Source organism: Streptomyces liliifuscus (genome assembly GCF_016598615.1).
GTDB lineage: Bacteria > Actinomycetota > Actinomycetes > Streptomycetales > Streptomycetaceae > Streptomyces > Streptomyces liliifuscus.
In genome coordinates this window covers 5,657,933-5,684,275 of the sequence record NZ_CP066831.1, presented here as the reverse complement: position 1 = coordinate 5,684,275, position 26,343 = coordinate 5,657,933, and the positions used below count along the sequence as shown (strand labels likewise).

The following is a 26,343-nucleotide window of genomic DNA, read 5'->3' as shown; positions in this document are numbered from 1 at the left end:
TCACCATCTTCGCCGATGGATAAAACATTGAACCGAAGTGGATGCGAGAGCGGGAGCTGGGCGCGGAAGCCGAAGTCCAAGTCGAAGTCCAGGGCGGGCGTCTTCGGGCTTCTTGCCGGTCTGGTCGTCGGGTTGCTGGGCGTCGCACCAGGCGCTTCCGCCATCCCCGCCATCCCTGCCGCCAGTGCAGCCGAGCGTGCCGACTCCCAGGTCCGCCTCCCCCACGTCTGGCCGACGCCACGGGAGTTGCGACCCGGCCACACCTCCCAGCGCGTGCCCGAGCGGGTAGTCGAAGTTGTCGGGCGGGGGACCGACCCGGCCGCGCGTGAGCTCGTCGAGAGGGTGCTTCGGGGTGCCGGGGCCCGGACCATCCGGACCGTCGTCGCGGGTCGGAGCGTGCCCGACGCCGACCTCACCGTCTACATCGGCGGGCCCGGTGAAAACCCCGCCACCGCCCGCGTGTTGAAGCGGCTCGGGGGCGAGTCGCCCAAGGGGCTGCCGTCCGGGGGGTACGCGGTTGCCGCCGGGCGCGGGAAGGTCGCGCTGTCCGGGGTGGACGTCACCGGTACGTACTACGCCGCGCAGACCTTCCGTCAGCTGGTCGGACGGGGGAAGGCCGTGCCCGACGTCACCGTCCGCGACTGGCCCGCCGCCGCACTCCGTGGGGTGGTCGAAGGGTTCTACGGGGCGCCCTGGTCGCAGCGGGAGCGGCTGTCACAGCTGGACTTCTACGGGCGTACCAAGCAGAACGTGTACGTCTACTCGCCCAAGGACGACCCGTATCTGCGGGCGAAGTGGCGGGACGAGTACCCCGCCGAGCGGCTCGCGGCGCTCAAGGAGCTCGTCGACCGCGCCGACGCGAACCATGTCCGCTTCACCTACGCCCTCTCGCCCGGCCTCTCCGTCTGCTACTCGTCGGCCGCCGACGCGAAGGCACTCGTCGCGAAGTTCGAGTCGCTGTACGCCATCGGCGTGCGGTCGTTCGCCGTGCCGCTGGACGACATCAGCTACACCGACTGGAACTGCGCCGAGGATGAGGAGGCGTACGGCAGCGGGGGCGGCGCGGCCGGCAGCGCACAGGCCTCGCTGCTCAACTCGGTCGTCGACAGTTTCGTCGAGGCGCACTCCGACCTCGCACCGCTGGAGATGGTGCCGACCGAGTACTCCGACCTCGCCGACTCCCCGTACAAGACGGCCCTGCGGGAGAAGTTGGACCCGTCGGTCGTCGTCGAGTGGACCGGCGACGGTGTCATCGCACCCACCATCAGTACCGAACAGGCCCGCCGGGCCCGGGAGTTGTTCGGGCATCCGGTCCTGCTCTGGGACAACTACCCCGTCAACGACTACGCCACCAGCCGACTGCTGCTCGGCCCGTACACGGGGCGGGAGGCGGGCGTGGCCGACGTCGTCACCGGTATCACCGCCAACCCCATGGTCCAGGCCGAGGCCAGCAAGCTCGCACTCTTCACCTCCGCCGACTTCGCCTGGAACCCGGACGCGTACGACCCGAGGGCCTCCTTCCTCGCCTCGGTCGCCGACCTCGGCGGACGCGCGGCCCCGGCCCTGCGGATCTTCGCGGAGAACAACCACTCCTCCCGGCTGAACTCCACCGAGTCGCCCACCCTCACCCCGCTCATCAAGACCTTCACGAAGGCGCTGGACAGCGGGGACGGGCTACCGGCCGCCGCCCGAAAGCTCCGTGCCTACTTCACCTCCATGGCCGCCGCCCCCGGCGAACTCCGCGCCCACCTCGGCAACTCCGGCTTCCTGAAAGAGACTTCGGCCTGGCTGGACAAGCTCGGCGCCTACGGCACCGCAGGTGACACAGCCGTACGGCTGATGGTCGCGCAGGCGTCCGGCGACGACGACTCCGTACGGACGCTCTACGGTCAGCTGCAGGCTAAGCGCAAGGAGTTGGACTCCGTTCCGCAGCAGGTCGCGCCCGGTGTCATGGAGCAGTTCCTCTACGACGCCACGCTGCGGGCAGCCCCCGATCCCGGCCCGGACGCCTCGTTCCATCCGTCGTCGCTGTCGCTGGCCCCGGGCGAGAACCGCACGACCACCCTCACCGTGGCCGACAGCCGCTCGACGGCCGCCCGCACCGTCGCCTGGCGGATCGCGGCCCCCGACGGTGTCACCGCCTCCCCGTCCTCGGGGTCCGTCACCGTTCCGGCGGGCGGCGAGGCAACCGCCACCGTGACCTTCACGGCGGCGAGCGGGGCGGAGAGCGGGGTACGGTCCGTCGTCGTCCGCGGGGACGGGCTCCTCGGCCGGGCCATTCCCGTACGGGTGACGGACGGCAGCGGCAGCGAGCGCGCCCTGACCGCCAACTTCAGTGGGGCGTCGGTCAGTTCGGTGGATCTGACGTCAGGGGCGTCCGCCGAGATCGCGGTCGGCAAGAACCCCGGCGAGGTCGTCGTCAGCGCGGACGGCCGGACCGCGTACGCCGCCAACCAGGGATCCGACTCCGTGAGTGTCATCGACGTACCGACGGGCAGGGTGACCGCCACGGTCGCGGTCGGCGACTTGCCCGCCGGGCTCGCCCTCACCCCGGACGGGAAGACCCTCTGGGTCGCCGACTACTCCGACGACGCCGTCCAGCCCGTGGACCTCGCAACGGGCACGGCGGGCGCCAAGGTCGCGGTCGGCGACGGCCCGGAGAACATGGCGATCACACCGGACGGGTCCACCCTGTACGTGGCGAACATCCACGACAGCACGGTCACACCCGTAACTCTCCCCGCGGGCAGGGCCGGTACGGCGATCCCCGTCGGACCGAACCCCTTCAACGTCGTCGCGGCCCCCGACGGACAGACCGTCTACGTGTCCAACTCCGGTGGCTCCACGGTCACTCCGATCGACACCGCCACCAACGACACCCGCCCGACCCTCCTGGTCAACGGCCAGCAGGCGTACGGACTCGCCCTCTCCCCGGACGGACGCACGCTGTGGGTCAGCGCGAGCACGGGCGACAGGGTCACCCCCGTCGACACGGTCACCGGCGCCCCCGGCACCCCGGTCACCGTCGGCAGGTCCGCCTTCGACGTCGCGCTCGACTGGAACGGGAGCACGGCGTACGTCACGACCGCCGACGCCGGTGAACTCGTACCGGTGACGACGGCGAGCGGCACGGTCGGCACCGCCCTCGGGACGGGCGCGTATCCGCTGGCCGCGGCGGTGACCCCGGTGCCGGTCGGCTAGTCGGAACCCGGACGCGGAAACCGAACGCGGGAGGCGGAAGGCGGGAGGCAGGAGGCGGATACGGAATTGTCCCGGCGGTGGAGACCGGTTGATCGCGACGCCCCGTTTACCCCGGGGGCTCGTGCTGTGATGATGCCGAGTCGGGGGATGACCATCCCGCGCGGCCGGGGGAGGACCCGTATGACCGAGGTGTACTTGCGCAGGCTGTCCCGGTGGCAGGCCGAGCAGCAGCGGGCCGCCGTCGCGGATGTGCACGTCACGGCGTACCGGGGTGCCGCGGGGGCCGAATACCGCGACCGCCAGGGCTTCCTGGACCGGTTCGAGCAGCATGTGCAGCGCGTCGGCTTCGACATGATGGTCGCCGACGCGGGCGGACTGGTCGGCTGCGCGTACGGGTTCCCGGTGGAGCGCACCGGCGAGTGGTGGTCGGACTTCCGCGGGGAACTGCCCACGGACATCGAGGAACTCACCGCCTCGGGCCGTACCTTCCTGCTCGCCGAACTGATGGTGCTGCCGGCCCACCGCCGGGCCGGCGTCGCGACCCTCCTGGGCGAACGGCTGCTGGCCAGGCTCGACGCCGATCTGGTCGTCGCGGCTGTGGACCTGGAGCGACCCGACGACGAAGGAAGCGAGGGCCGTGACCGCGGCGGCCGTCCGGCGAACGCCGCCCAGGCGACCGTGCGCGCCTGGGGCTGGTCGAGGCTGGGCCTCCTCGCCCCCCACTCCCCGTCGGCCGTCCGCGAGGTATGGATCCGCAGGCCACTGCGCTGATCCGCGCCGGTCCTCGGCGACGCCGTCAGTGAGACGGACGCACGCCCGCCGCCGCGGCCGCCATCAGCGGCTCCGCGTCCGCCGCGTCGACCTCCGGGGGCACGACCAGCAGATCCCAGCGGCCCCGGCCCGGACTGACCAGGCAGACGGTGTGCCGGCCGTGCGACCCGGAGGACCGGCTCAGCCGTACGACATGGTTGGCGACGAGCATCCGGCCGGGCGACGCCGCCCACATCGCCGTGTTCACGGTGACGCCGGTGATCTGCCCCCACGTACGGGGCAAGGCGCCGATCAACAGCGGGAGTTCGACCAGCAGATCGCGCGAGTGGGGCCACCACGCCCCGTCGATACGGCGGGGCAGCGTGCTGTGCGGGGCCAGTCGGAGGCGGGCGAGGGGCTGGGAAGGCAGGGGTTCGAGGACGGGGACGGTGGTCATGGAGCGCTCCTGTCTGGGGCACGACTACGGCGTACCGGTGGTTCGTTCGCGACGGACGCGGCGAACACGGCCGGCCGTGCGACTGAACGGGCTCTCTTCTCCTGCGACTCGGTCGAGCTTCTCCTGCAGCTCCGTCGAGCCGGGTGACAGGTGACTCCTCGGCCTCGATGCACCCACCGTACCTTGAGGCACGAAACGGACGCCGGGACGACGAGGCGTCAGCCGACGCGGAAACCCGCCTTGACCTTGTCGAACACCGGGCGGTGCGTGTCCCATTGGGCCTCGGGCGCCGAGAGGTAGATGTCGTACTCCGTGCCGCCCTCCTCGCCGAAGCCGAAGTCGATGGCACGGAAGCCGCGGACCTTGCCCTGGAAGGTGAACTCCCACACCGCCGCGGGCTTTCCCTGGAACGTGGTGCGCTGCATGCGCAGTTTCCGGTACGTCGAGTAGTTGAGCTTGGTGTTGGCCTCGATGTTCTGGAAGTGCGACTCGGGGTTCGCGCCGGCGGGGTTCACGGTGCCGATGGTCAGCTCGACCAGGCGCGACGGGTCGGTGTAGGTGACCTGTTCGGCGCTCGCCTTGTCGTTGCGCTTCCAGCCTTTCGGGACGGGGAAGGTGGCTCCCAGCGCCTTCTCCCTGACCAGACGGAACCCCGCGGGGACGGGGGGCGGCTCGGACGCGGCCGGTGAGGTCGCCGCCGCCGTGCCCTTCCTGCCTCCGCCGTCCTCGGCCGTCATCGCGTAGAGCCCGCCCGCCACGGCAGCGGCGGCCAGCGTCACGGCCACCGCGCTCCAGAGGAGGGGGCGCCGCTTACGTCCCCGGCGGCCGGCCCCGTCGTCGCCACCCCTGCCCCTGTCACCGAGGGGAGCGGGCGCCGCACCCGGGCCCCGCACCACCGGTCCCGATCCGGATTCCGAGTCGGTGAGCGTGGCCCCGGCCGAAGTCGTCATCCCCGTCGGCCCCGTCGGTCCTGTCGGTCCTGTCGGTGCCGTCGCCGCCACGGTCGCCGTCGCCCTCCCCGGCACGGCCGCCGCCCACGTGGCCTCCGTCGTGGCGCCCATGGTCGCGCCCGTCGCCGGGCCCGTCGCCGAGCCAGGTGCCTCCGACGCCACGACCCGCAGCGCCCGTTCCGTCTCCTCCGCCGACGGACGCTCGTCCGGTTCCTTGGCGAGCAGCATCTCGATGAGGGGTTCGAGCGGACCGGCCTGCTTCATCGGGGCGAGCGGGTCGACGGCGATGGCGTACGCGGTCTCCATCGCCGTGGCCCTGCGGAACGGGGGCCTGCCCTCGACGGACTGGAAGAGGGTGGCGCCGAGCGCCCAGAGGTCGGCGGTGGGGCCGGGCTTGTGGCCCTTCATGCGCTCGGGCGCGATGTAGTCGATCGAGCCGATGATCTCGCCGGTCTTGGTGAGCGTCGAGGTACCGGTCGCCATCGCGATGCCGAAGTCGGTGAGGACGACACGGCCGTTCCCGCCCAGCAGCACGTTGCCCGGCTTCACGTCGCGGTGCAGCACTCCGGCGGCGTGGGCGGCCCGCAGCGCGGCGATCATGCCGAGGCCCACCCGGGCGGCCTCGGCGGGCGGCAGGGCCCCGCCGCCCTTGAGGAGCGCGCCGAGGGTGGTGCCGTGCACGTACTCCATGACGATGCACGGCAACCCCTCGTCGTCCAGGACGTCATGGACGACGATCACGTTCGGGTGGGCGATCCGGGCGGCGCTGCGGGCTTCCCTGCGGGTGCGTTCGTAGACGGTGGCGAGTTCGTCCTCGGAGAGGTGCTGCTGGACGTGGAGCCGCTTGAGCGCGATCTCGCGGCTGAGGACCTCGTCCTCGGCACGCCACACGGTGCCCATGCCACCGCGGCCGATCCGCTCGATCAACCGGTACCGCCCGGCGATCAACCGCCCCTCGTCCGACACAGCGCGCCTTTCCCCGACACGACCCGACCCAGTACCTGTGAACCGATCCCTGTGAACCACTCCGCGTTCGATTCGGATCGCCACGATAGTCGCCGTAGTCGCGGAGCACTGTGGCGGAGGCCATGCCACCGTGCCCCGCGACCGCTCGGACCCCGGCCGCGACCGGTCAGACCCCCGCCGGGGCCGGTCCCACCAGTTCCGACAGCACGTCCTCCATCGTGACGAAGCCGAGGACCTTGCCCGACTCGCCGGTGACCGCGGCCAGGTGGCTGTCATTGGCGCGCAGCGCGGTGAGGGTGTCGTCGAGCGGGGTGTCGATACGGACGCGCGTGACCGCGTGCAGCGCGGTACGCGGGAAGGGCCGGTCCCGGTCGGTGACACCGAGGGTGTCCTTGATGTGGAGGTACCCGAGCACCGTGCCGTCCTCGCCGGTCACCGGGAAGCGGGAGAAGCCGGCCTCGGCTGCGGCGCGCTCCAGCCGTGCCGGGGTGACGGTGTGTTCGACCGTACGCATCCGCTGCGCCGGCACAAGGATCTCGCCGACCGGGCGGGTGCCCAGCTCCAGGGCGTCGCGCAGCCGCTCGCCGTCCGCCGACGAGAGCAGCCCGGCCTGGCTGGAGTCGACGACCATGCGGGCGAGCTGGTCGTCGGTGAAGACCGACTCCACCTCGTCCCTGGCCTCGACCCGCAGCAGCTTCAGCAGGGCGTTGGCGAAGGCGTTGATACCGAAGATGACCGGCTTCAGTGCGCGGGTGAGGGCCACCAGGGGCGGTCCGAGCAGCAGCGCGGCGGGCACGGGCGCGGCGAGCGCGAGGTTCTTCGGGATCATCTCGCCGATCAGCATGTGCAGATACGTCGCCACGGTGAGCGCGATCACGAAGGCGATCGGGTGGACGAGGGCGTCCGGGACACGGGCCGCCTCGAAGGCCGGCTCCAGCAGATGCGCGATGGCCGGCTCGGCGACCGCGCCCAGCACCAACGACGAGACGGTGATGCCGAGTTGGGCCGTCGCCATCATCGCGGAGATGTGCCTGAGCCCCCACAGGGTCATCCGGGCCCGCTTGTTGCCCTCCTGGGCACGCGGTTCGATCTGGCTCCGGCGTACGGAGATCAGGGCGAACTCGGCGCCGACGAAGAACGCGTTGGTCACCAGCGTGAGGGCACCGATGGCCAGTTGGACGGTGGTCATCGTGCTCATCGGGACTCCTCCACGATCTGACGGGACGAGTCATGGGCCGAGTCGGGAACGGACCCGTGGACCGAGCCGCGAGCCAAGTCGCGAGCCGAGTCGCGGGCCGGTTCGGTGATGCGGACGCGGTCGGCGCGGTGGTGCTCCACGTCCAGGACGTCGAGGCGCCAGCCGTCGAGGTCCAGCGCGTCGCCCTCGGCCGGGATCCGGGCGAGCCGCGTGGCGACCAGTCCTGCGACGGTCTCGTACGGACCCTCCGGCGCCCGCAGGCCTATCCCGGCGAGCTCGTCGATCCGTACACCCCCGTCCGCCTCCCAGACCGCGCGGCCGTCGGCCGACGCGGGGGCGGGCAGCAGGTCGGGCACCTCGACGGGGTCGTGCTCGTCGCGGACCTCGCCGACGACCTCCTCCACGATGTCCTCGACCGTCGCGACGCCGGCCGTGCCGCCGTACTCGTCGATGACGACGGCCATGGTTCGGCTCGCCCGCATCCGCTCCAGGAGGCGGTCGGCGGGCAGGCTGTCGGGCACAAGCAGCGGGGCCGTGGCCAGCTCGGTGACGGGCGTGACGGCCCGCTTGTCCGGCTCCAGGGCCAGTACGTCACGGATGTGGACCGAGCCGACGACCTCGTCGAGGCTGTCGCGATAGACCGGGAAGCGGGACAGCCCGGTCGCGTGGGTGAGGTTGGCGGCGTCGGCGGCCGTGGCACGCGACTCCAGCGCCCGTACGTCGACGCGCGGGGTCATCACGTTCTCCGCGGTCAGCTCGCTCAGGTGCAGCGTGCGGACGAAGAGCTCAGCCGAGTCCGGCTCCAGGGCTCCCTGGGCGGCCGAGTGCTGGGCCAGCGCGACGAGCTCCTCGGGGCCGCGCGCTGAGGCCAGCTCCTCGGCGGGCTCCAGGCCCATGCGGCGCACGAAACGGTTCGCGGTGTCGTTGAGGTGATGGATGAACGGGCCGAACGCGGCCGTGAACCCGCGCTGCGGGCCCGCGACGACCTTGGCGACGGCCAGCGGGCGCGAGATCGCCCAGTTCTTCGGCACCAGCTCGCCGATCACCATCAGGACGACGGTGGAGACGACCACACCGAGCACGGTCGCCACGGTGGAGGCGGCGCCGCCCAGGCCGGCCGACTCCAGCGGGCCCTTCAGCAGCGTGGCGAGCGACGGCTCGGCGAGCATGCCGATCACCAGCGAGGTGACGGTGATGCCCAGCTGGGCACCGGACAGCTGGAGGGTCAGCCGCCGCACGGCCTTCAGCGCGCCTTCGGCGCCCCGCTCGCCCGCCTCTGCGGCCCGCTCCAGGTCACCGCGCTCGACGGTGGTCAGCGAGAACTCGGCCGCCACGAACACTGCACAGGCGAGCGTGAGCAGCAGGGCGAGCAGGAGCAGCAGGATCTCGGTCACCGTGCCACCCCCGCCCCGTCACGCGTATGTCTCGGGCCGGGAATGGCACGGCTGGTACTGGGAGGTTCACCCATCGCGGAACCTTCGCTCCTTACTCGCACTCAAGGTCGTATGACGTGCCCTGACGGACACGTCCCACCCAGTGTAAAGGAATCGCAAAGTAGCGCGCCGGGAGCGACGGGATGCGGCCCCGCTCGCGGAAAAGGCGTGTCGCCGCGGGGACGTGGTTGCCTACGGTGAGGCCGTGCACCAGCACCGAAGGCGCGACCGCAGACCGTCCGCCCGCCGGGGTTCCCGGCCGGCCGGGACCTCGGCGAGCCCTCCCGGCCCGGATCTCGCGGGGGCCGATGTCGTGCTCGTGGGCTACTTCTCCGCCAAGCAGAAGGACTTCGCCGTACGCATGGACGCTGCGGCCGCCGATCTGACGGAACGCGGTGCCCGGGTCGTGGGCCGGGTCGTTCAGCGCCGTGGCGTCTCGGACGGCGGGGTGAAGAGGATGACCGTCCCGTACTCCTCCCGGACCCTGCTCGGCTCCGGCAAGACCCGCGAGGTGGCCGCGCTGCGTGAGGTCTCCGGAGCGGACGCGGTGATCTTCCTCAACACCCTCACGGACCACCAGCGACGGGTGTTGACGGGGGCGTTCGGGTGCCCCGTGGCGAGCCTTCGGTAGCCCGACGGCCAGTCCGGTGCGTTGTCGGGTGCGGGTCCGGAGGGGGCTGGTCGCGCAGTTCCCCGCGCCCCTAAAAGCGGGCCTGCGCCCCGGCTTTTGTCCTTGAGGGGGCGGTAGCCCCTGCTTCTAAGGGGCGCGGGGAACTGCGCGACCAGCCCCCACTCACCCGCAGGCTGCAAGCCAACCCCCCGGTGGGTTACGTGTCGATGGGGGTGTCGGGGCTTGGGACCAGGTCCCGGTCCTGGGGCGTGTCGGCGGCCGGGATGGTGGGCTGTCGGTGGCGGGTGGTGAGGCGGGTGGCCACCGGTTCGGTGTAGCGGGCGGTGAGGGGGCCGATGATGACGAGGATGAGGACGTAGGCGGTGGCGAGGGGGCCGAGTCGGGGTTCGATGCCGGAGGTGACGGCGAGTCCGGCGATGACGATGGAGAACTCGCCGCGGGCGACCAGCGTGCCGCCGGCCCGCCAGCGGCCCTTGGCGGAGATCCCGGCCCGCTTCGCGGCCCAGTACCCGGTGGCGATCTTCGTGCCGGCGGTGACGAGGGCCAGTGCGAGGGCGGGCAGCAGCACCGGCGGGATGCTGGCGGGGTCGGTGTGCAGGCCGAAGAAGACGAAGAACACCGCGGCGAACAGGTCCCGCAGCGGGGACAGCAGCCCGTGCGCGCCCTCGGCGACCTCCCCGGACAGCGCGATGCCCACCAGGAACGCGCCGACCGCCGCGGAGACCTGCAGCTGCTGCGCGACGCCCGCGACCAGCAGGGTCAGGCCGAGCACGACCAGCAGCAGTTTCTCGGGGTCGTCGCTGGAGACGAAGCGGGACAGGTGGCGTCCGTAGCGCACCGCGACCACCAGCACCAGGCCGGCCACGCCGAGCGCGATGGCCAGGGTGGCGCTGCCCGCGGCGAGGCCGGCGCCGGCCAGCAGGGCGGTGATGATGGGCAGGTAGACGGCCATGGAGAGGTCTTCCAGGACCAGGATGCTCAGGATCACCGGGGTCTCGCGGTTGCCGAGCCGGCCCAGGTCGCCCAGGACCTTGGCGATGACACCGGAGGAGGAGATCCAGGTGACCCCGGCCAGAACGACGGCGGCGACCGGGCCCCAGCCCAGCAGCAGCGCCATCGCCGCGCCGGGCAGGGCGTTCAGGGCGGCGTCCACCAGGCCGGCGGGGTACTGGGTCTTGAGGTTGGAGACCAGGTCGGTGGCGGTGTATTCGAGGCCGAGCATGAGCAGCAGCAGGATGACGCCGATCTCGGCGCCGATCGCGACGAACTCCTCGCTGGTGCCCAGTGGCAGCAGCCCGCCCTCACCGAACGCGAGCCCGGCCAGCAGATAGAGGGGTATGGGGGAGAACTGGAACCGCCCGGCGAACCGGCCGAGCAGCCCAAGACCCAGGATGATCGCACCGAACTCGATCAGGAACGTCGCGGACGAGTGCACTGCGCTCACTCCCTTCCGAGTATCGCGGCGGCCGTCTCGACGCCCTCGCGGGTGCCGATCACGATGAGGGTGTCGCCGCCGGCCAGCCGGAAGTCCGGCGTGGGGGACGGAATGGCCTCGGCCCGCCGCAGCACGGCCACGATGGAAGCTCCCGTCTCGGTGCGCATCCGGGTGTCACCGAGGACACGCCCGTTCCAGTGCGAGACCGAGGACAGCTCGATCCGCTCGGCCACGAGGCCCAGTTCGGTGGTGGAGAGCAGGTTCGGGCTGTGGTGCGCGGGCATCAACGCGTCGATGAGCGCCGCCGATTCTCCCGCGGAGAGCCGCACGGAGAGGGCGCAGGCGTCCGGGTCGTCCGTCCGGTACGCGCTCAGGGTCCGGCCGCCGTCCCGGTGCGCGACCACCGACAGGCGGCGCTGTTCTCGCGTCGTCAGGTCGTACCGCACACCGATTCCCGGCAACGGCGTACTGCTCAGGCGTGGAGTGCCCATGACTGGTCCCCTGTCCGGCGTCCGGCATCGATCTCGCTGTGCGTTCACCCTACGGCGACCTGCGAAACGGCCTCGTCTGCAGCCCGGTGGGGGTTGACCGCGCAGTTCCCCGCGCCCCTGAAAGACGAAAAGCCAGGGGCGCAGCCCCGCTTTTCAGGGGCGCGGGGAACTGCGCGACCAGCCCCCACGCACCCGCAGCCGAACTAAAACCGAACCGTCAGTCACTCACTCACTTCGATCTTCCCGTTGGCCTCCACCGCGACCGCACCCGACTTCGGCGCAGTGATGCTCTTGAGAAGCTCCGCAAGGTCAACCCCCGTAGTGGAGCTGAGGAGTTCAACCCCTTGGGCGACGTTGTCCGCGACGGTGCGCGACAACTGGCTCGCCCCATCCGTGGAGATCACCGTCATCTTGTCGATGGCGCTGAGCGGCTCGGACGCCTTGGCGACAACCTGCGGCAGCACCTCGACAAGCATCTGCAGCACGGCCGCGTCGCCGTACTGGGCGAACGCGTCGGCCTTCTTCCGCATGGCCTCGGCCTCGGCCGCCCCCTTCGCCCCGATCGCCGCGGCCTCCGCCTCACCCTCGATGCGTACGGCGTCGGCGAGCGCCGCGCGGTGGGCCTTCTCGCCCTCACCGGTCAGCCTGGACCGCTGAGCGTCCGCCTCGGCCTCCTTGACCTGGGCGATACGCCGGGCCTCGGCCTCCTGCTCGGCCTGGTAGCGGGCGGCGTCGGCGGGCTTGCGGACCTTGGTGTCCAGTTCGCGGTCGGTCAGCGCGGCCTGCCGCTGGGCGACCTTCTCCTGCTCGGCGAGGACCTCCTGCGAGCGGGCGGCCTCGGCCAGCGGACCGGCCGCCGCGGCACGGGCCGCCGCCTCGTCCGTCTCGGCCTTGATCTCCGCCGTCTTGAGGGCGAACGTCCGCTGGGCGATCGCGATCTCCTCCTCGGCCTTCAGCCGGGCCTGCTCGGCGGCGCGCCGGGCCACCGCCTCGGCGATGTCGGCCTCCTGCTTGGCACGGGCGGCCTCGGGCCGGCCGAGGTCCTCCAGGTAGGAGCCCTCGGTGGTGATGTCCTGGATCTGGAAGGCGTCGAGCACCAGGCCCTGCCCGGACAGGCTCGCCTCGGCCTCCTCCGCGACCTGCCCGGCGAACGCGGCACGGTCCCGGATGATGTCCTCCACCGACATCCGGCCCACGATGGAACGCAGCGCGCCGGACAGCACCTCCTGGGTGAAGCCGACGATGCCGTCCTGCTGCATCAGGAACCGCTGGGCCGCGGCGCGGATGGAGTCCTCGGTGCCGCCGACCTTGACGATGGCGACACCTTCGAGGTTCGCCTTGACGCCACGCAGCGTGACCGCGCCGCGCACCGAGATCGGGATGTGCCGCGAGGACAGGTCCAGGGTGAACTTCTGCTGGACGAACGGCACGACGAAGACACCGCCGCCGACCACGACCTTCTGGCCGCTGTTGTCGGTGAACACCCGGCCGGTGTCCGGGTCGGTGGACTTCTTGCCGCGCCGGCCGGTGACGATGAACGCCTGGCTGGGCCCGGCCACCTTGTAACGGGTGACGACGACGAGCGCGAGCAGCACGAGGAGTACGACGACTCCCACGACCGCGACGAGAACTGGACTCATGGTGGATTCCCCCCTGCCACCCCCCAGGCGGCAGATCGGTACGAGTGGTACGGGTGGTACGGGCCGTATGGGAGGTACGGACAGTACGGACTGCAGAACAGACAGGGCTTCAGCGCTGGACCGGCCTGACCGCCACCGATGTCGGTGACAGCGACTCCTCGACCCAGATCTCGGCGCCCCGGGCCACCGGCTCGGGGCTCTTCGCCGCCAGCTTCACCGGCTGGCCCGCGAGATACACGAGCACCTCTCCGTAGCCCTCGGCCGGGATCGGTGTGACGACCGAACCAGAACTGCCCACGAGGTCGGTGCCGCGCGGAGTGGCGGACGGCTCGTCCCGCATCAGGGCCCGGCTGAACCGCCAGGTCAGCCAGCCCGCCCCGGCGCCCGCGCCGATGCCCACCGCGGTGGCGGGCCCGGCGCCGAGCCCGGTCGTGCCGAGCACCAGCGCCCCGCCGAAGCCGAGCATCGAGACGAACCCGGCAATGACCGGCAGCGAGAGCAGGCCGTCGAAGAGCCCGTCCAGAAAACTGGTCCCGCCGAAAAGCCCTTCGAGAACGCCGTCGAAGACCAGCGTCAGGACCAGCAGGACGATCCCCGCGATGCCGAGACCGAGAAACAGAGTCACCGGTCCACCTCCCCCACCTGCGCCGGTCACCTCGATCATCGGGCATTGTGCCAGCTTCGTACACGTGTGCACATTGCCGTGACCTGGCAGTCTTTATGCGTTCTTGACGCCGTGCCGACACCGTACGCGGACTCGTGTTCGAGCGCTGCGCCGCCCTCCGGCATCAAGAACGCGTAAAGATTGCCGGAAACCGGCAATGCGCCGGACTCCCGTCCCGGGTCACGATGGTCCGGCAGAAACGGGGAGCACGGGGGACGGATAAGGGCCCCGGTGCCGGACACAACGTCGTGAGACGACCGGCACCGGGGCCCCATCTCTTGCCTCTCACCGAACTTCCGCCGAACCGGCTCCGAACTTCCTCCGGCCTTCTCCGAGCCTCCTCCGCAACGTCCTCCGAACGCCCTCCGTGGTGAGGGGAGCCAAGATCACGCATGGACCTGCCGTGTTCCGGCAGCGAGCCCGTCCCCCACGGGACCGTGCTCGGCCCATATGCGCTAGAAAGGCGACAACGGCTCATCAGGAAGACGGGGGTGCGGATGGCGGCGGGGCGGGACATACCCGAGGAGTATTTGGAGGGGTATGCGCGCATCCTCGCGGACGCCTCCGCGACCGGCCGCCGGCTGACCCGCGACGAACTCGACTCCCGCCGGGCCCTCGGCGAGCGGGCCGCCGAGGCCGGATACGGACTGCGCGCCCTTGTCGGCGCCCACCTGGCCGCCGCCCGCGTCCACTGGCCCGCCACGGCGGGCGAGAGCACACTCGCCGCCGTCGAACAGGCCGTCGACGCCTTCGCCGAGGGCTACGAGCGGGCCCAGCTCCTCGCCGTACGCCAGGAGGAGGCCGCCCGGCGCGAGTTCATCGACGACCTCCTGCACGGCCGCAGCGACCTCGGTCTGCTGGCCGAACGCGCCGAACGCTTCGGGCTGCGCCTCTCGCACGCGCACGCCGTCGCCGTCGCCCAGGGGCAGACCGCGTACGACGAGGGGGACGCCGTGCCCCGCGATGTGGAGCGCTCCCTGATCAGCAGGTTCGGCGACCGCAGCATCCTCGTGACCACCAAGGACGGGCGTCTGGTGTGCATCGCGCCCGGCGACCAGGACGACGTGCTCGACTTCTTCGCCAAGCAGGCGTACGCGGCCACCGACGGCGGGCGCGTCGCCATCGGCCGGTCCCAGCCGGGGCCCGGCGGGGTCGTCCAGTCGTACGAGGAGGCGCTGAACGCCCTCGACCTGGCCGACCGCCTGGAGTTCGACACACCCGTGCTGCGCGCCGCCGACCTTCTCGTCTACCCCGTGCTCACCCGGGACCGGCAGGCCATGGCCGACCTGGTCCTCAGTGCGCTCGGGCCGCTGCGGCAGGCCCGCGGCGGGGCGGAGCCGCTGCTCGACACCCTCACCGCGTACTTCGACTCCGGCTGCGTCGCCGCGGAGGCGGCCCGGCGGCTGTCGCTCAGCGTCCGCGCGCTCACCTACCGGCTGGACCGCATCCACACGCTCACCGGGGCGAATCCGGCCGATCCCGTGCACCGGTACACACTGCAGACGGCGGTCATCGGAGCGCGGCTGCTCGACTGGCCGGAGAAGGACTTCTAGACAGCTTCCAGACGACTTCTAGTCGTCGCCGTATCCGCCGTCGTCGTCATCGTCGTCCCCGTCGCCGTACTGCGGCGGCGGCTGCGGCTGCTCCTCCTGCTTCGGCGGAGCCTGCTCCTTCTGCTCCTCCTTCGCCTTCTCCTCCTCGGTCTCGGCCGGACTCGGTGTGTCGGCCGCGGTTTCCGTGAAGGAGGGGGACGCGGGAGGCTCCGCGTTGACACCGGGTGCGGGCGTGGAGCCGGGCGCCCCGGTCCGGGCCACCGTCCCGGCGGCCGGCGCCCCGGTGCTCTCGGGGCCGGTGGACGACGAACCGTCCTTCAGCCCGTTCCCGGTCTCCGTAGCGGTGGTGTCCGGCGAGAACATCTTCATGCCGGCGAGCACGGCCAGCACGAACAGCACCGCGCCGGCCAGGATGCCGAACACCCGGGGCCGACGACGGGCCATCGCACCGACCCCGCCGCCCGTCCTCGTCGCCGCACCCGCCCTCGCCCCGCCCGACCGCGCGCGGCGCGACGGCGTGGAGGACGAGGAGTGCGAGGAGTGCGCGGAGTGCGCGGAATTGGCCGCGTGACCGGCGTGAGTGGCATGACCGCCGTGGGTGGCGCGGGCCTGGTGAGCGGAGCGGGCGGGCTGCGCCGGCTGAGGGGCGGTCGACGGCAGCCGGTACATCGTCGGAGGCCCGGTCTCGGCGGAACCCGGCTGCGGTGGCCGGGAGGCATACGGCGGTGCGGCGGAGAGCGATGCGGATCTCGTGTCCGACGCCACGGGCAGCGGCTCGGCGAGCCCCCGCCACGCCCCGGTGCCGAACCAGTCCGCGACCTCCTGGGCCGTGGGCCGGTCCTCTGGCTGCTTGGCGAGGAGGCCGAGGAGGTAGTTCTCGAAGGCGGGCGGCAGTTGGACACCGCGCTCGCGGGGCGGCACCGGGGCCATGTCGATGTGCTGGTGCAGGGTGACCGTGGCGCTCTCGGCGTGGAACGGCGGGCGCCCGGTGAGGAGTTGGTACAGCACGCAGCCCAGGGAGTAGACGTCGGAGGCGGCCGACGCCGGTCTGCCGAGGGCGCGTTCGGGGGCGAGATAGAGGCTGGTGCCGACGATCTGGCCGGCCGTGGTGAGCGCGGAGGCCGGGTCGTCGACGAAGCGGGCGATGCCGAAGTCACCGATCTTCACGGTGCCCTGGGGGTCCGAGAGGAGGTTGCCGGGCTTGATGTCCCGGTGCACGATCCCTTCCCGGTGCGCTGCGGCGAGCCCGGCCGCGGCCTGGGCGGCGACGGTGGCGACCCGCTCGGTCCCCAGGCTGCCCGCCGCGGTCAGCTCCTGCGCGAGGCTCTGGCCCTCGACGAGTTCCATGACGAGGTAGAAGCGGTCGTCCCAGGCGCCGAAGTCGAACACGGCGACGACGTAGGGGTGGCTCAGCCGGGCCGCGGTCTGCGCCTCCAGCCGGAACCGCGCGGCCGCCGCGCTGTCGGCCTCGTCCCCGAGCAGCAGCTTGACCGCCACCTCCCGCCCGAGCACCTCGTCGGTGGCCTGCCACACCTCCCCCATACCGCCGCGGCCAATGGATCCGTGCAACCGATACCGCTCCGCGACGAGCACCAGCGAATCATCCTCAACACAGCAGAAGGCCAACACGACGTCCGCGAACGGCACTTCATGCGATGCAGAAGCGCGCAGGTGGGGGGAGTTCGCAGCAGGGGCCAGCCTACCGACTCACAACCACCCCCAACGCCCCGCCAGGGGCGCGGGGAACGGGGCGCTCAGCCCAACTCAACCGGCAGCAGACCCACTTGCCCCAGGCCGGACCATCACGCAGTCGAACTCCACAACCCGCCCGGTGGCAGGCTCCCGAGTGACGGGGTACATCCCGGTGACCCCGAACCCCGCGGCCTCGTACGCCGCGATGGCCTCCCCCATCAGAGGACTCCCCTCGTACAACGCCAGCGCGGCCACCTCGGACTGCATCCCCACGAACTCGGAGATCCGCTCCCCCGCCCCGGCGAACACCTCCATGTCGAAGCCCTGCGTGTCCATCTTCAGATACGGCCGGGGGTCCTCGATCCCCTCCAACGCCTTCTGCATGACGTCGTCGAGCCGCCGGATCTCGATCTCCTCGGTGCGCCCCTTGGCGAACCGCTTGTACCGCTCCTTGCCGTACTCGCTCGGCGGCAGCAGGGAGTTCATGGACTTCCAGTCGATATGGATGGACTGCACGGCCTCCTCACGCCCGAGCGCGAAGTTGTAGACCTGCCAGTCGGGGTCGCTCTCGGCGGCCTGCTGCAGCTTCTCGAAGGTGATGGAAACCGGCTCGAAGGAGACGATGCGCCCCTTGTAGCCGAACCGCCGGAGCCCCTTCCCGTACTGCCCGATATTGGCCCCCACGTCGAACACGCAGTTGACGCGGTTCAGCTCCAGCAGCGCGGCCACATGCTGGGCACCGAGATAGTGGGCGGCCCCGAGCTGGAACTCACGCTCCGCTTCGGCCGACACGGCCTCGTCGAGAAGGAGCCGCGCACCGGTGGCACCGAAGGGGACGCTCGTCGCCTTCCGCCCCTTGGCCCCGCGCGCCACCAGCCACGAATCGGAGCCCACGGACGTGACGGCGTACCGTCCCTTGCCCTGGGCGACCAGATGGGCGCCCTGTCCCACAGGGACGCCGGTCCGATCACCCCGCCGGAAGACGACGGCGGCGCCGGGGCCGAGATCGAGGACCTTCACACCTATACGGGGAAGGAACGTGAGCAGTCTTCTGTAAAGGGTCTGCATCCCGCCAGCCTCGCAGAAGACGCCTTGGATTCACCGGTACTTTACGGAACAAGTTTTCGTCCGTGGTGGGTCGCGTGCCCGTCCAGCTCGTACGCCACGCGGATCAGCGGAACGTGCGTGAACGCCTGGGGGAAATTGCCCAGCTGGCGGCGGGCGAGGGGGTCGTACTCCTCGGCCAGCAGACCGACGTCGTTGCGCAGGAGCAGGAGGCGTTCGAAGAGCCGGCGGGCGTCGTCCTCGCGGCCGGTCAGGAGCAGGGCGTCCGCGAGCCAGAAGGAGCAGGCGAGGAAGGCTCCCTCGCCGCCGGTGAGGCCGTCGGGGGCCTCGGCCCCGCCGATGCTCGTGGCTCCCCCCGCCCCCGTCGAGTAGCGGCTGACCAGGCCGTCCTCGGTCGCGAGTTCGCGTTCCACGGCGGCGACCGTGCCGATCACGCGCGGGTCGTCCGGCGGCAGGAAGCCGGTCCCCGGGATGAGCAGCAGCGCGGCGTCGAGCGCGCGGGAGCCGTAGGACTGGGTGAAGGTGGCGCGGGCCGGGTCGAAGCCCCGTTCGCAGACCTCCCGGTGGATACGGTCCCGGACCTCGCGCCAGTGTGCGACGGGCCCCGGGCGTCCGTGCTCCTCGACCAGGCGGACCGCCCGGTCGAAGGCCACCCAGCACATGATCTTGGAGTGGACGTGGTGACGTGGTTCGCCGCGCGTCTCCCACAGGCCCTGGTCGGGGCGGGACCACACCTCCTCCAGATGGTCGAGCAGGTTCTGCTGGAGCGAGAGGAGATGCCGTTCGGGACGCAGTCCGCAGCGCACGGTGAGGGCGAGGGTCTCCATCAACTCGCCCGGTACGTCGAGCTGTTGCTGGGCCGCGGCGCCGTTGCCGATCCGTACCGGGCGGGAGTCCTCGTACCCGGCGAGCCAGTCGGCCGTCCACTCCGTCAGCCGGCGTTCGCCGCCGATGCCGTACATGATCTGGATGTCCTTGGGCCGGCCCGCCACCGCCCGTTCGAGCCAGCCGCGCCAGGCCTGTGCCTCGGCGGTGAAGCCGCTGCGCAGCAGGGCCTCCAGGGTCATTCCGGCGTCGCGCAGCCAGCAGTAGCGGTAGTCCCAGTTGCGGACGCCGCCGGGCTGTTCGGGGAGGGAGGTGGTGGGGGCGGCGACGATGCCGCCGGTCGGCTCGTAGGTGAGGGCCTTGAGGGTGATCAGGGAACGGACGACCGCGTCACGGTAGGTGCCGTCGTACGAGAAGGGACGCAGCCACTGCTTCCAGTACTCCTCGGTGCGGCGCAGCGCGTCGAAGGGGTCCACCGGGTCGGGGGCGGGCAGGTGGGAGGGCTGCCAGGTCAGGACGGAGGGGATCCGCTCGCCCGCGGTGACCGTGAAGTCGGCGATGTGGGACTCGCCCTGTCCGGTGAGCGCGACGGGCGTGGTCAGCCAGACCGACTCCGGGCCCGCGATGCCCGTCAGCTGCCCGTCCACGCGGTGCATCCAGGGCACGACGCTGCCGTACTCGAAGCGCAGCCGCAGGTCCATGTGCAGGTCGACCGTGCCGGAGTGGCCCTCGACGATGCGTACGACGCTGGGGGCGCCGTCGCGGCGCGGCATGAAGTCGACGACGGTGGCCCGGCCGGTGGCGGTCTCCCACTCGGTCTCCAGGACGAGCGAGTCCCCGCGGTAGCGGCGGCGGACCGTCACCCCCTGGTCGGTGTCCGCGTCCGCCGGGGCGATCAGCCAGCGGCCGTTGTTCTCGTCGCCCAGCAGCGCCGCGAAACAGGCGGGCGAGTCGAAGCGCGGCAGGCACAGCCAGTCGAGGCTGCCGTCACGCCCGACGAGGGCGGCGGTGAGCAGGTCTCCGACGAGGGCGTAGTCCTCGATCCTTCCCGGCATGGTGCAAGTGTCCGCGCGGCGGGGGGCGGGGGCATCTCGAACGGGCGGAATGCCTCACCCGGTCGGACCGGTGCGCTGGTGGGCCCTGTCGGCGGGTGGTGCGGTGAGGTGGAGATCCCCCGCCCGCAGGAGCCGTAGGAGGCATTCCGCGATGACCCGTCCGCCCGGCCCGCCCGCCACACCGCGCCCGCTGCGCCTCTCCCGTCGTCGTACGGTCCTCGCTCTCGTCCCGGCCCTGGCGGCGGCCGCGCTGCTGACGACGGCAGGGTGCTCGGCCGGCGACGGCGCCGGTTCCGGGGCGGCGCCGAAGGCCGACGCGGCGGTCTCCGCGTCGCCCGTGGCCGGGCAGGCCCCGTCGCCGTCCCCCTCGGTCACGGTCGCCCCCACGCTCACCGAGGCGCAGGTGAAGTCGGCACTGATCTCCGGCAAGGACCTGGGCGAGGACTGGAAGCCGACCCAGGGCGGGGCGACCTGGCGGGACGCGCTGCTCAAGGGCAGGACGGACATCCCCGACTGCCAGCGGCTGCTCGACGGCCTCTACGCGGAGGACCTGCTGGGCGAACCGGCCGGGGCCCGCGCGGTCAGGGGCCTGGACGACACCGACGACGGGGCGCAGGTGCGCTACCAGGTCGGGGCGTACGACCGGGCGGCGCTGGACGCGTCGCTGGCCTGGCTGAAGGCGGTGCCGGGGAAGTGCGGCCAGTTCACGGCCGCGGACGTCAGGGGCGGGGAGCTGACCGTCCAGGTCACCGCCACGTCCCTGCCCGGCGTGGGCGAGGCCCGCGAGAACCTGCGCGTGAGGGTGTACGGCGAGTCGGGCGACGCGCCCGCCGTGCTCACCCTGGACTTCGCCGCCGTACGGGTCGGCGACAGTGCCCTCTCCCTCACCAACGGCGGCCTCGACGGCGTCGACGCCAACTCCACCCGGCAGGCCGCCCAGCTCGGCACGCAGCGCCTCCAGGACGTACTCGCCGGAAAGAAGCCGGCGGCCCGGCCGGCGAATGAGGAGGGGTGAGGAGGAGGACCGAGAGCCTTCAGGGCACGCTCAGCGCCCGTCGTTGCTGGTCGGCCTAGTCGGTGAGGTATCGCTCGACCGGTCCCAGGGTGAGCAAACCGCTGCCCGCGCCCGCGAGTTCGGCGGCGGCCGGGCGCAGGCGGGTGCGGGCGCGTTCCAGTACGGACCGGTCGTCGAGGCGGAGTGCGGCTTCGGCCTCCAGGGCGCAGTAGGCCTCGTACAGGAGGTCGTGCGGCGGCTCCGGGAGGGCGCGCAGGGCGGTACGGGCCTCGGTGTGACGGCCCTCGGCGATCAGGGTGAACGGCTCGGCCCAGGGTCGGTGCGGGCCCCAGTCCGCCCGCGGGTCCGGCGCCGGGTCCGGCGCCGGGTCCGGGTCCGGTGGGAGCCCGTGGGTGAGGCGCAGACAGAGGAGCGCGAGGGGGAGGAGGCCGCGTTCCAGACCGGGCATGCCGGCGCCGTCGAGGCGGGCGGCGGCGGTCCGGTAGGCGGTCTCGGCCCTGGCCGGCTGTCCGGTCGCGCTGAGCCGCAGGGCTCCGTACCACTCGGTGAAGACGCCCACCAGCGGCAGTTCGTGGCGTTCGGCGAGGCGGTCCGCGGCCGCCGCGTGGGTGTCCGCGGCGGCGAGGTCGGCGAGGGCCGCGCGGGCCTGGAGGCGGATGAGATGGCCGAGGACCTCGTAGGTCACCAGGCCGTGGCGCGCGGCCAGTTCGACGAGTTCCGCGCCGATCGCGTCCCGGCGTGGGGCGAGGCCCGCCCGGGTGAAGGACTGCATGAACGTGCCGTTGAGGGCGAAGGCCAGCAGCGCGGGATCGTCGAGACGGCGGGCGAGCGCCTCGGCCTCGCGGGCGGCCTCGGGGCCGCGCGGGCCGGCCGCTCCGCGGGTCTCCAGGGCGACGGTGGCGAGCAGACGGCAGCGGGCCGTGTCGTGCGGGCCCGGCGACAGCGCGGTGAGCGTGCGTTCCGCCACGGCCACGATGTGCCGGGCCGCCGCCGGGTCGTCGGCGCGGGTCCAGATGGCCGGGACGTCGTACGCGCCGATGACGCGGGCCGTCAGTTCGGGGTCCGCGAACTCCTCGGCCGCGGTGACCGCGGCCGTGCGGTGCCGGCGGGCTTCCGCCAGGCCGTCGCCTCCTGTGACCGCGAGGTTCCGGATCAGGCCGACGGTGGATTCCAGGCGGGCGCGGGCGCCTCCGGCGACTGTGCGGTCGTAGGCCTCGGCGGCCTGTGTCCATAGCTGGGCTGTTGTGGGTTGTGGGTTGTCCGCGGGTGCGTGGGGGCTGGTCGCGCGGTTCCCCGCGCCCCTGGGTGGGTGGGGGTTCGGGGTGGGGTGTTGGGTGCGGGTTCCATTGGGCTGAGCGCGCAGTTCCCCTCGCCCCTGAAGGGGCGCCGGCCGTGGACCGGGTTCCAGGTCCGGGTCGAGACTCCGGGACTGGGTGAGGATGTCCGATTCCAGGTGGCGCAGGCGTGGGCCGGGGTCCAGGCCGAGTTGGTCGACGAGGACTTCCCGGGCTCGGCGGAGTACGGCGAGGGCGTCGCCCTGGCGGTGCTGGCGGTAGAGGGCCAGGGCCAGCAGGCGCCAGGCGTCCTCGCGCCAGGGGTGGTCGGTGAGGTGGGCGTCGAGGTCGGGGACCGCGTCGGCGGGGCGGCCGAGGGCGAGGTGGGCCTCCGCGCGCCGTTCCACGGCCTGGAGGCGGAGTTCGGCGAGGCGGGCGCGTTCGCCGCGGGACCAGTCCTCGTCGGCGAACTCGGCGTAGGCGGGGCCCCGCCACCAGCCGAGGGCCTCCTCCAGAGTGGAGAGGGCCTGCGGGGCGGGCAGGCCGGCCGCGGTGGCGAGGGCCGCCTCGAAGCGCCACGCGTCCACCGTGTCCGGCTCGGTCCGCAGCGCGTATCCGGGCCCGTCGGTGACCAGCAGCCGGGCCGGGGCCCGCGGCGGACGCTCCGGCTCCAGTACGCGGCGCAGCGCGGCCACGAACGTCTGGACGGCTCCGACGGCGCCGGGCGGCGGGTCCGCCCACAGGTCCTCGACGAGCCGGGCGACGGGTACGACCCGGCGGCGGGCCACGATCAGCCGGGCCAGCACGGCCCGGTGCCGCGGCCCCTTCAACGCGAGCGCGTCCCCGTCCGCGGTGTCGACGGCGGCGACCGTGGGCCCGAGCACCCCGAACACAACCCGCACGCCAACCTCTCCCTCCAAGACCCCCAGCCCAACCTACGCCGCCCCCACCCACTGACCAGGCACTGATTCACACCCCCCAGGCTCAAAGAGTCCAACGCCACCACGCGACGCGGGGGCTGCGGCCGCGCCCGTGAAGGGGCGCGGGGAACTGCGCGACAAGCCCCCACGCACCCGCAGACAAAACACACACCGAAAGGCCCCAAATGCCCACCACGCCGCCGGCGATCCCCGGCTTCGCCGAACACCGCATCCCCGTAACCGACGACATCACCCTCAACACCGCCACAGGCGGCACCGGCACCCCCGTGATCCTCCTCCACGGCTTCCCCCAAACCCACCTGATGTGGCGCCACGTGGCGCCGGAACTCGCGGCCGAGCACACCGTCATCTGCCCCGACCTACGCGGCTACGGAGCCAGCGACAAACCCACCGACCCCGACGGAACGACGTACTCGAAGCGCACGATGGCCGCCGACGTGATCGCACTCGCCAAGGCACTGGGACACGAACGGTTCGCGCTCGTCGGCCACGACCGCGGCGCCCTCGTGGCGATCCGGGCCGGTCTCGACCACCCGGACAAGGTCACCCACCTCGCCTCCCTGGACGTCCTGCCGACGCTCGACATGTGGGACGTGATGCGCGGAACGTCGGCCGCGGTCGGCTTCCACCTCTATCTCATGGCCCAGCCCCCCGGCCTGCCCGAGCAGTTGATCGAGGCGAGCGCCGACGCCTTCTTCGGCCACTTCCTCGACGTCTGGACGCGCGACCCGGCGGCCCTGCCGCCCGAGATCCGCGCCGCCTACCTGGCGGCGTCCCGCGCGGCCGTCCCCTCGATCGTCGCCGACTACCGCGCCTCCGCCGGCATCGACGTCACGCACGACCGGGCCGACCGCGAGGCCGACCGCCGGCTGCGGATGCCGGTGACGGTCCTCCAGCAGGACTGGGGCACCGCCCTCGGCTTCGACGCCGCCCGGCTGTGGTCCGCGTGGGCACCCGACCTGCGTCACACGACCGTCTCCTGCGGCCACTTCATGGCGGAGGAGGCGCCCGAGGAGGTGGTCAAGGCCGTACGGGACCTGCTGACCCGGTGAGATCCGAGGGCCCCCGCCAGGGTCGGCCGCGGAGGGCACAGGGACTGCCGATCCGGCGAGAGTTAGGTTAGCCTTCCCTAATGAAGCCAGCCCCCTCCGTCCCGAACCGTGTCTCCCGCCGGCGCCTGCTCGTGGCCGGCGGCACCCTCGCCCTCGGTCCCCTGCTCGCCGCCTGCGGTGACGGCTCCGACGACGGCGACGAGTCCGCACGGTCGGCCGGGGACGGCACGGGCGGCGGCGGCCCCTGGTCCTTCAAGGACGACCGCGGGCGGACGGTGAAGACGGACAGTGAGCCGAAGACACTCGTCGCCTTCGTGAGCACGGCCGCGGCACTCCACGACTACGGCATCGAGTGCAAGGGCGTCTTCGGCCCCACCGAGCCGATCGGCGGAAAGCCCAATCCCCAGGCCGGCGACATGGACGTGTCGAGACTGACCAGCCTCGGCACGGCATGGGGCCAGTTCAACGTCGAGAAGTACGCGGCCCTCAAGCCCGACCTGCTGATCAGCAACATGTTCCCGGCGCCCGACCTCTGGTACGTCCCCGAGGAGAGCCGTAAGAAGATCGAGGCCCTCGCGCCCTCGGTCGGCATCAGCATCGCCCGCACCTCGCTCCTCGACCCCCTGCGCAGGACCGCCGAACTCGCCGAGTCCCTCGGTGCGGACCTGGGCGCCAAGAAGGTCACCGACGCGAAGGCCCGCTTCGACAGGGCGTCCGAGACCCTCCGCAAGGCGGCCGGTGCGAGCGGCGGTCTGAAGGTCATGGCGATGACGGGGGACGCCGACCAGATGTACGTGGCCGTCCCCGACTCGTACAGCGATCTCAACTACTTCAAGGACCTGGGCGTGGAGTTCGTCGAGGGGAAGAAGTCCGACGAGTGGGGCTTCTGGGAGTTCCTCAGCTGGGAGAACGCCGACAAGCACCACGCCGACCTCATCCTGATCGACAACCGCTCCACCGCCCTCCCTCCCGAGGAACTGGCCAAGAAGCCCACCTGGCGGCAACTGCCCGCGGTGAAGGCGGGGCAGACCACACCCTGGTCGATGGAGGAGCGGTTCAGCTACGCCGGTTTCGCCCCGGTGATCGAACAGCTCGCGGCGGCGGTGAAGAAGTCGAAGCGGCTGGACACGTAAGCACGCGCAGCACTTCGCAGTACGCCCCAGTACCCCCGCAGCACCTCGCAGCACTCCGTAGAACCCCCTGGGAAGGGAGCAGCCGGTCATGGACAAGCGCACGCCACGACTCGGCGACGTCCAGGAGACGTTGCTCATCCCCCTCTACGCCCGTGCGGTCGAGACGCGTAAACCGCGCGGCATGCTCAGGGATCCGCGGGCCGTGGAGATGGTCGACGCGCTGGACTACGACTTCTCCCGTTTCGACGGCGCGAAGAGCCTGCTCGGGGCGAACCTGCGCACACTGCTCTTCGACCTGTGGGTACGGGACTTCCTGGAGCGGCATCCCTCGGGCACGGTCGTGGAGATCGGCACGGGCCTCAACACCCGGTTCGAGCGGCTCGACAACGGCACGGTGCACTGGTTCGACCTCGACCTGCCCGATGTGATCGCGCTGCGGCGGGGCTTCTTCGAGGACACGGACCGCCGGCGCATGATCGCCGCCTCGGTCACCGACCCGGAGTGGATGGAGGAGGTGCGGCGCAGCAGCCCCGGACCGTACTTCCTGGCCGCCGAGGCGGTGTTGATCTATCTGGAGGAGGAGCTGGTCCGCTCGGTCTTCCGGCAGATCGCCGAGCGGCTGCCCGGGGCCCTGCTCGCCCTGGAGACCGCGGCGTCCCACATGGTCGACAGCCAGGACAGCCATGACGTGCTCGCCAAGGTGGCGGCCCGGATGCGCTGGAGCTGCGACGACCCTCACGCTCTCGAACACTGGCAGCCCGGCCTCGGCCTGACGGACTCCCGCACCCTGGCCCAGCTGCCCACCCCGGTCGCACGCCAGCTCTCCTTCCCCTACCGCCTCCTGCTCCGCGTCATGGCCACGATCCGCCGCCGCGACATCGAGGCATACCGCTTCAACCTGTTCCGGTTCCCGACGGAGTGA

The 26,343-nt window shown here is 72.0% G+C and carries 20 protein-coding genes; 8 read left to right on the top strand and 12 right to left on the bottom strand.

From position 1 onward, the window contains the following. Nucleotides 1-27 precede the first annotated feature (27 nt). Together JEQ17_RS24350 and JEQ17_RS24345 are read left to right on the top strand one after the other, a co-directional pair. Nucleotides 28-3,201, top strand: a complete 3,174-nt coding sequence (locus JEQ17_RS24350; RefSeq protein WP_325176279.1) for a beta-N-acetylglucosaminidase domain-containing protein — start codon at nt 28-30, stop codon at nt 3,199-3,201. A 180-nt stretch (nt 3,202-3,381) separates the two neighbouring features. Continuing rightward, nucleotides 3,382-3,972 (top strand): hypothetical protein, encoded by a 591-nt coding sequence (locus JEQ17_RS24345; RefSeq protein ID WP_234048343.1) that lies wholly within the window; start codon nt 3,382-3,384, stop codon nt 3,970-3,972. Between the two features lie 25 nt (nt 3,973-3,997). Here JEQ17_RS24345 and JEQ17_RS24340 read toward each other — a convergent pair whose 3' ends face one another. The 4 genes from JEQ17_RS24340 to JEQ17_RS24325 all read right to left on the bottom strand — a co-directional run bounded on the left by JEQ17_RS24340 (nt 3,998) and on the right by JEQ17_RS24325 (nt 8,916). Further along, nucleotides 3,998-4,408 (bottom strand): DUF5994 family protein, encoded by a 411-nt coding sequence (locus JEQ17_RS24340; RefSeq protein WP_200397193.1) that lies wholly within the window; start codon nt 4,406-4,408, stop codon nt 3,998-4,000. A 218-nt stretch (nt 4,409-4,626) separates the two neighbouring features. Further along, the gene (locus JEQ17_RS24335) at nt 4,627-6,324 is read right to left on the bottom strand and encodes a serine/threonine-protein kinase (RefSeq protein WP_234048342.1); all 1,698 of its coding nucleotides are present in this window, start codon (nt 6,322-6,324) and stop codon (nt 4,627-4,629) included. Between the two features lie 166 nt (nt 6,325-6,490). Further along, entirely contained in the window at nt 6,491-7,513 is a 1,023-nt protein-coding gene (locus tag JEQ17_RS24330; protein ID WP_200401687.1) for a hemolysin family protein, read from the bottom strand. 5 nt (nt 7,514-7,518) lie between these two features. Then, nucleotides 7,519-8,916, bottom strand: coding sequence for a hemolysin family protein (locus tag JEQ17_RS24325; protein WP_200397191.1), 1,398 nt, complete (start codon nt 8,914-8,916; stop codon nt 7,519-7,521). Between the two features lie 244 nt (nt 8,917-9,160). On the opposite strand from JEQ17_RS24325, the gene JEQ17_RS50145 reads away from it, so the two are divergent. Continuing rightward, a complete protein-coding gene (locus JEQ17_RS50145) occupies nt 9,161-9,586 on the top strand; it encodes an HflX-like GTP-binding protein (protein WP_234048341.1) in 426 nt (141 codons plus the stop codon). Between the two features lie 196 nt (nt 9,587-9,782). Here JEQ17_RS50145 and JEQ17_RS24315 read toward each other — a convergent pair whose 3' ends face one another. The 4 genes from JEQ17_RS24315 to JEQ17_RS24300 form a co-directional block, all read right to left on the bottom strand. Continuing rightward, nucleotides 9,783-11,021 (bottom strand): cation:proton antiporter, encoded by a 1,239-nt coding sequence (locus tag JEQ17_RS24315; protein ID WP_200401685.1) that lies wholly within the window; start codon nt 11,019-11,021, stop codon nt 9,783-9,785. A gap of 5 nt (nt 11,022-11,026) precedes the next feature. After that, on the bottom strand, nt 11,027-11,512 hold the full coding sequence (locus JEQ17_RS24310) for a cation:proton antiporter regulatory subunit (RefSeq protein WP_200397190.1): 486 nt from the start codon (nt 11,510-11,512) through the stop codon (nt 11,027-11,029). Nucleotides 11,513-11,733: 221 nt separating this feature from the next. Beyond that, nucleotides 11,734-13,152: a flotillin family protein gene (locus JEQ17_RS24305; protein WP_200397189.1), complete on the bottom strand. Its 1,419-nt coding sequence runs from the start codon at nt 13,150-13,152 to the stop codon at nt 11,734-11,736. Nucleotides 13,153-13,261: 109 nt separating this feature from the next. Next, complete coding sequence (locus JEQ17_RS24300; RefSeq protein WP_200397188.1) at nt 13,262-13,777, bottom strand: hypothetical protein; 516 nt, start codon at nt 13,775-13,777, stop codon at nt 13,262-13,264. 536 nt (nt 13,778-14,313) lie between these two features. Here JEQ17_RS24300 and JEQ17_RS24295 point away from each other — a divergent pair. Next, a complete protein-coding gene (locus tag JEQ17_RS24295) occupies nt 14,314-15,369 on the top strand; it encodes a PucR family transcriptional regulator (protein WP_200401684.1) in 1,056 nt (351 codons plus the stop codon). An 18-nt stretch (nt 15,370-15,387) separates the two neighbouring features. On the opposite strand, the gene JEQ17_RS24290 is transcribed toward JEQ17_RS24295, so the two are convergent. The 3 genes from JEQ17_RS24290 to JEQ17_RS24280 form a co-directional block, all read right to left on the bottom strand. Next, nucleotides 15,388-16,911, bottom strand: a complete 1,524-nt coding sequence (locus tag JEQ17_RS24290) for a serine/threonine-protein kinase (protein WP_234048768.1) — start codon at nt 16,909-16,911, stop codon at nt 15,388-15,390. A 222-nt stretch (nt 16,912-17,133) separates the two neighbouring features. Continuing rightward, entirely contained in the window at nt 17,134-18,129 is a 996-nt protein-coding gene (locus JEQ17_RS24285) for an FkbM family methyltransferase (protein WP_200397186.1), read from the bottom strand. Between the two features lie 41 nt (nt 18,130-18,170). After that, nucleotides 18,171-20,006 carry a glycoside hydrolase family 15 protein gene (locus JEQ17_RS24280; protein WP_200397185.1) on the bottom strand — a complete coding sequence of 612 codons (1,836 nt, stop codon included), beginning with the start codon at nt 20,004-20,006 and terminating at the stop codon, nt 18,171-18,173. Nucleotides 20,007-20,157: 151 nt separating this feature from the next. Between JEQ17_RS24280 and JEQ17_RS24275 the strand changes: the two genes are divergently transcribed. Further along, nucleotides 20,158-21,021, top strand: a complete 864-nt coding sequence (locus JEQ17_RS24275) for a hypothetical protein (protein ID WP_234048340.1) — start codon at nt 20,158-20,160, stop codon at nt 21,019-21,021. 55 nt (nt 21,022-21,076) lie between these two features. Here JEQ17_RS24275 and JEQ17_RS24270 read toward each other — a convergent pair whose 3' ends face one another. Further along, on the bottom strand, nt 21,077-23,197 hold the full coding sequence (locus JEQ17_RS24270; protein ID WP_200397184.1) for an AfsR/SARP family transcriptional regulator: 2,121 nt from the start codon (nt 23,195-23,197) through the stop codon (nt 21,077-21,079). Between the two features lie 203 nt (nt 23,198-23,400). Between JEQ17_RS24270 and JEQ17_RS24265 the strand changes: the two genes are divergently transcribed. The 3 genes from JEQ17_RS24265 to JEQ17_RS24255 all read left to right on the top strand — a co-directional run bounded on the left by JEQ17_RS24265 (nt 23,401) and on the right by JEQ17_RS24255 (nt 26,343). After that, nucleotides 23,401-24,288 carry an alpha/beta fold hydrolase gene (locus tag JEQ17_RS24265; protein WP_200397183.1) on the top strand — a complete coding sequence of 296 codons (888 nt, stop codon included), beginning with the start codon at nt 23,401-23,403 and terminating at the stop codon, nt 24,286-24,288. Between the two features lie 80 nt (nt 24,289-24,368). Further along, on the top strand, nt 24,369-25,421 hold the full coding sequence (locus JEQ17_RS24260; protein WP_200397182.1) for an ABC transporter substrate-binding protein: 1,053 nt from the start codon (nt 24,369-24,371) through the stop codon (nt 25,419-25,421). Between the two features lie 88 nt (nt 25,422-25,509). Continuing rightward, entirely contained in the window at nt 25,510-26,343 is an 834-nt protein-coding gene (locus JEQ17_RS24255; protein WP_200397181.1) for a class I SAM-dependent methyltransferase, read from the top strand.

Bases quoted from the DNA above. Each gene is read 5' to 3' on its own strand.
- JEQ17_RS24260 (WP_200397182.1), top strand. From the start codon at position 24,369: ATGAAGCCAGCCCCCTCCGTCCCGAACCGTGTCTCCCGCCGGCGCCTG.
- JEQ17_RS24295 (WP_200401684.1), top strand. From the start codon at position 14,314: ATGGCGGCGGGGCGGGACATACCCGAGGAGTATTTGGAGGGGTATGCG.
- JEQ17_RS24255 (WP_200397181.1), top strand. From the start codon at position 25,510: ATGGACAAGCGCACGCCACGACTCGGCGACGTCCAGGAGACGTTGCTC.
- JEQ17_RS24305 (WP_200397189.1), bottom strand. From the start codon at position 13,152: ATGAGTCCAGTTCTCGTCGCGGTCGTGGGAGTCGTCGTACTCCTCGTG.
- JEQ17_RS24290 (WP_234048768.1), bottom strand. From the start codon at position 16,911: ATGGGGGAGGTGTGGCAGGCCACCGACGAGGTGCTCGGGCGGGAGGTG.
- JEQ17_RS24285 (WP_200397186.1), bottom strand. From the start codon at position 18,129: ATGCAGACCCTTTACAGAAGACTGCTCACGTTCCTTCCCCGTATAGGT.
- JEQ17_RS24280 (WP_200397185.1), bottom strand. From the start codon at position 20,006: ATGCCGGGAAGGATCGAGGACTACGCCCTCGTCGGAGACCTGCTCACC.
- JEQ17_RS24330 (WP_200401687.1), bottom strand. From the start codon at position 7,513: ATGACCACCGTCCAACTGGCCATCGGTGCCCTCACGCTGGTGACCAAC.
- JEQ17_RS24345 (WP_234048343.1), top strand. From the start codon at position 3,382: ATGACCGAGGTGTACTTGCGCAGGCTGTCCCGGTGGCAGGCCGAGCAG.
- JEQ17_RS24275 (WP_234048340.1), top strand. From the start codon at position 20,158: ATGACCCGTCCGCCCGGCCCGCCCGCCACACCGCGCCCGCTGCGCCTC.
- JEQ17_RS24340 (WP_200397193.1), bottom strand. From the start codon at position 4,408: ATGACCACCGTCCCCGTCCTCGAACCCCTGCCTTCCCAGCCCCTCGCC.
- JEQ17_RS24265 (WP_200397183.1), top strand. From the start codon at position 23,401: ATGCCCACCACGCCGCCGGCGATCCCCGGCTTCGCCGAACACCGCATC.
- JEQ17_RS24310 (WP_200397190.1), bottom strand. From the start codon at position 11,512: ATGGGCACTCCACGCCTGAGCAGTACGCCGTTGCCGGGAATCGGTGTG.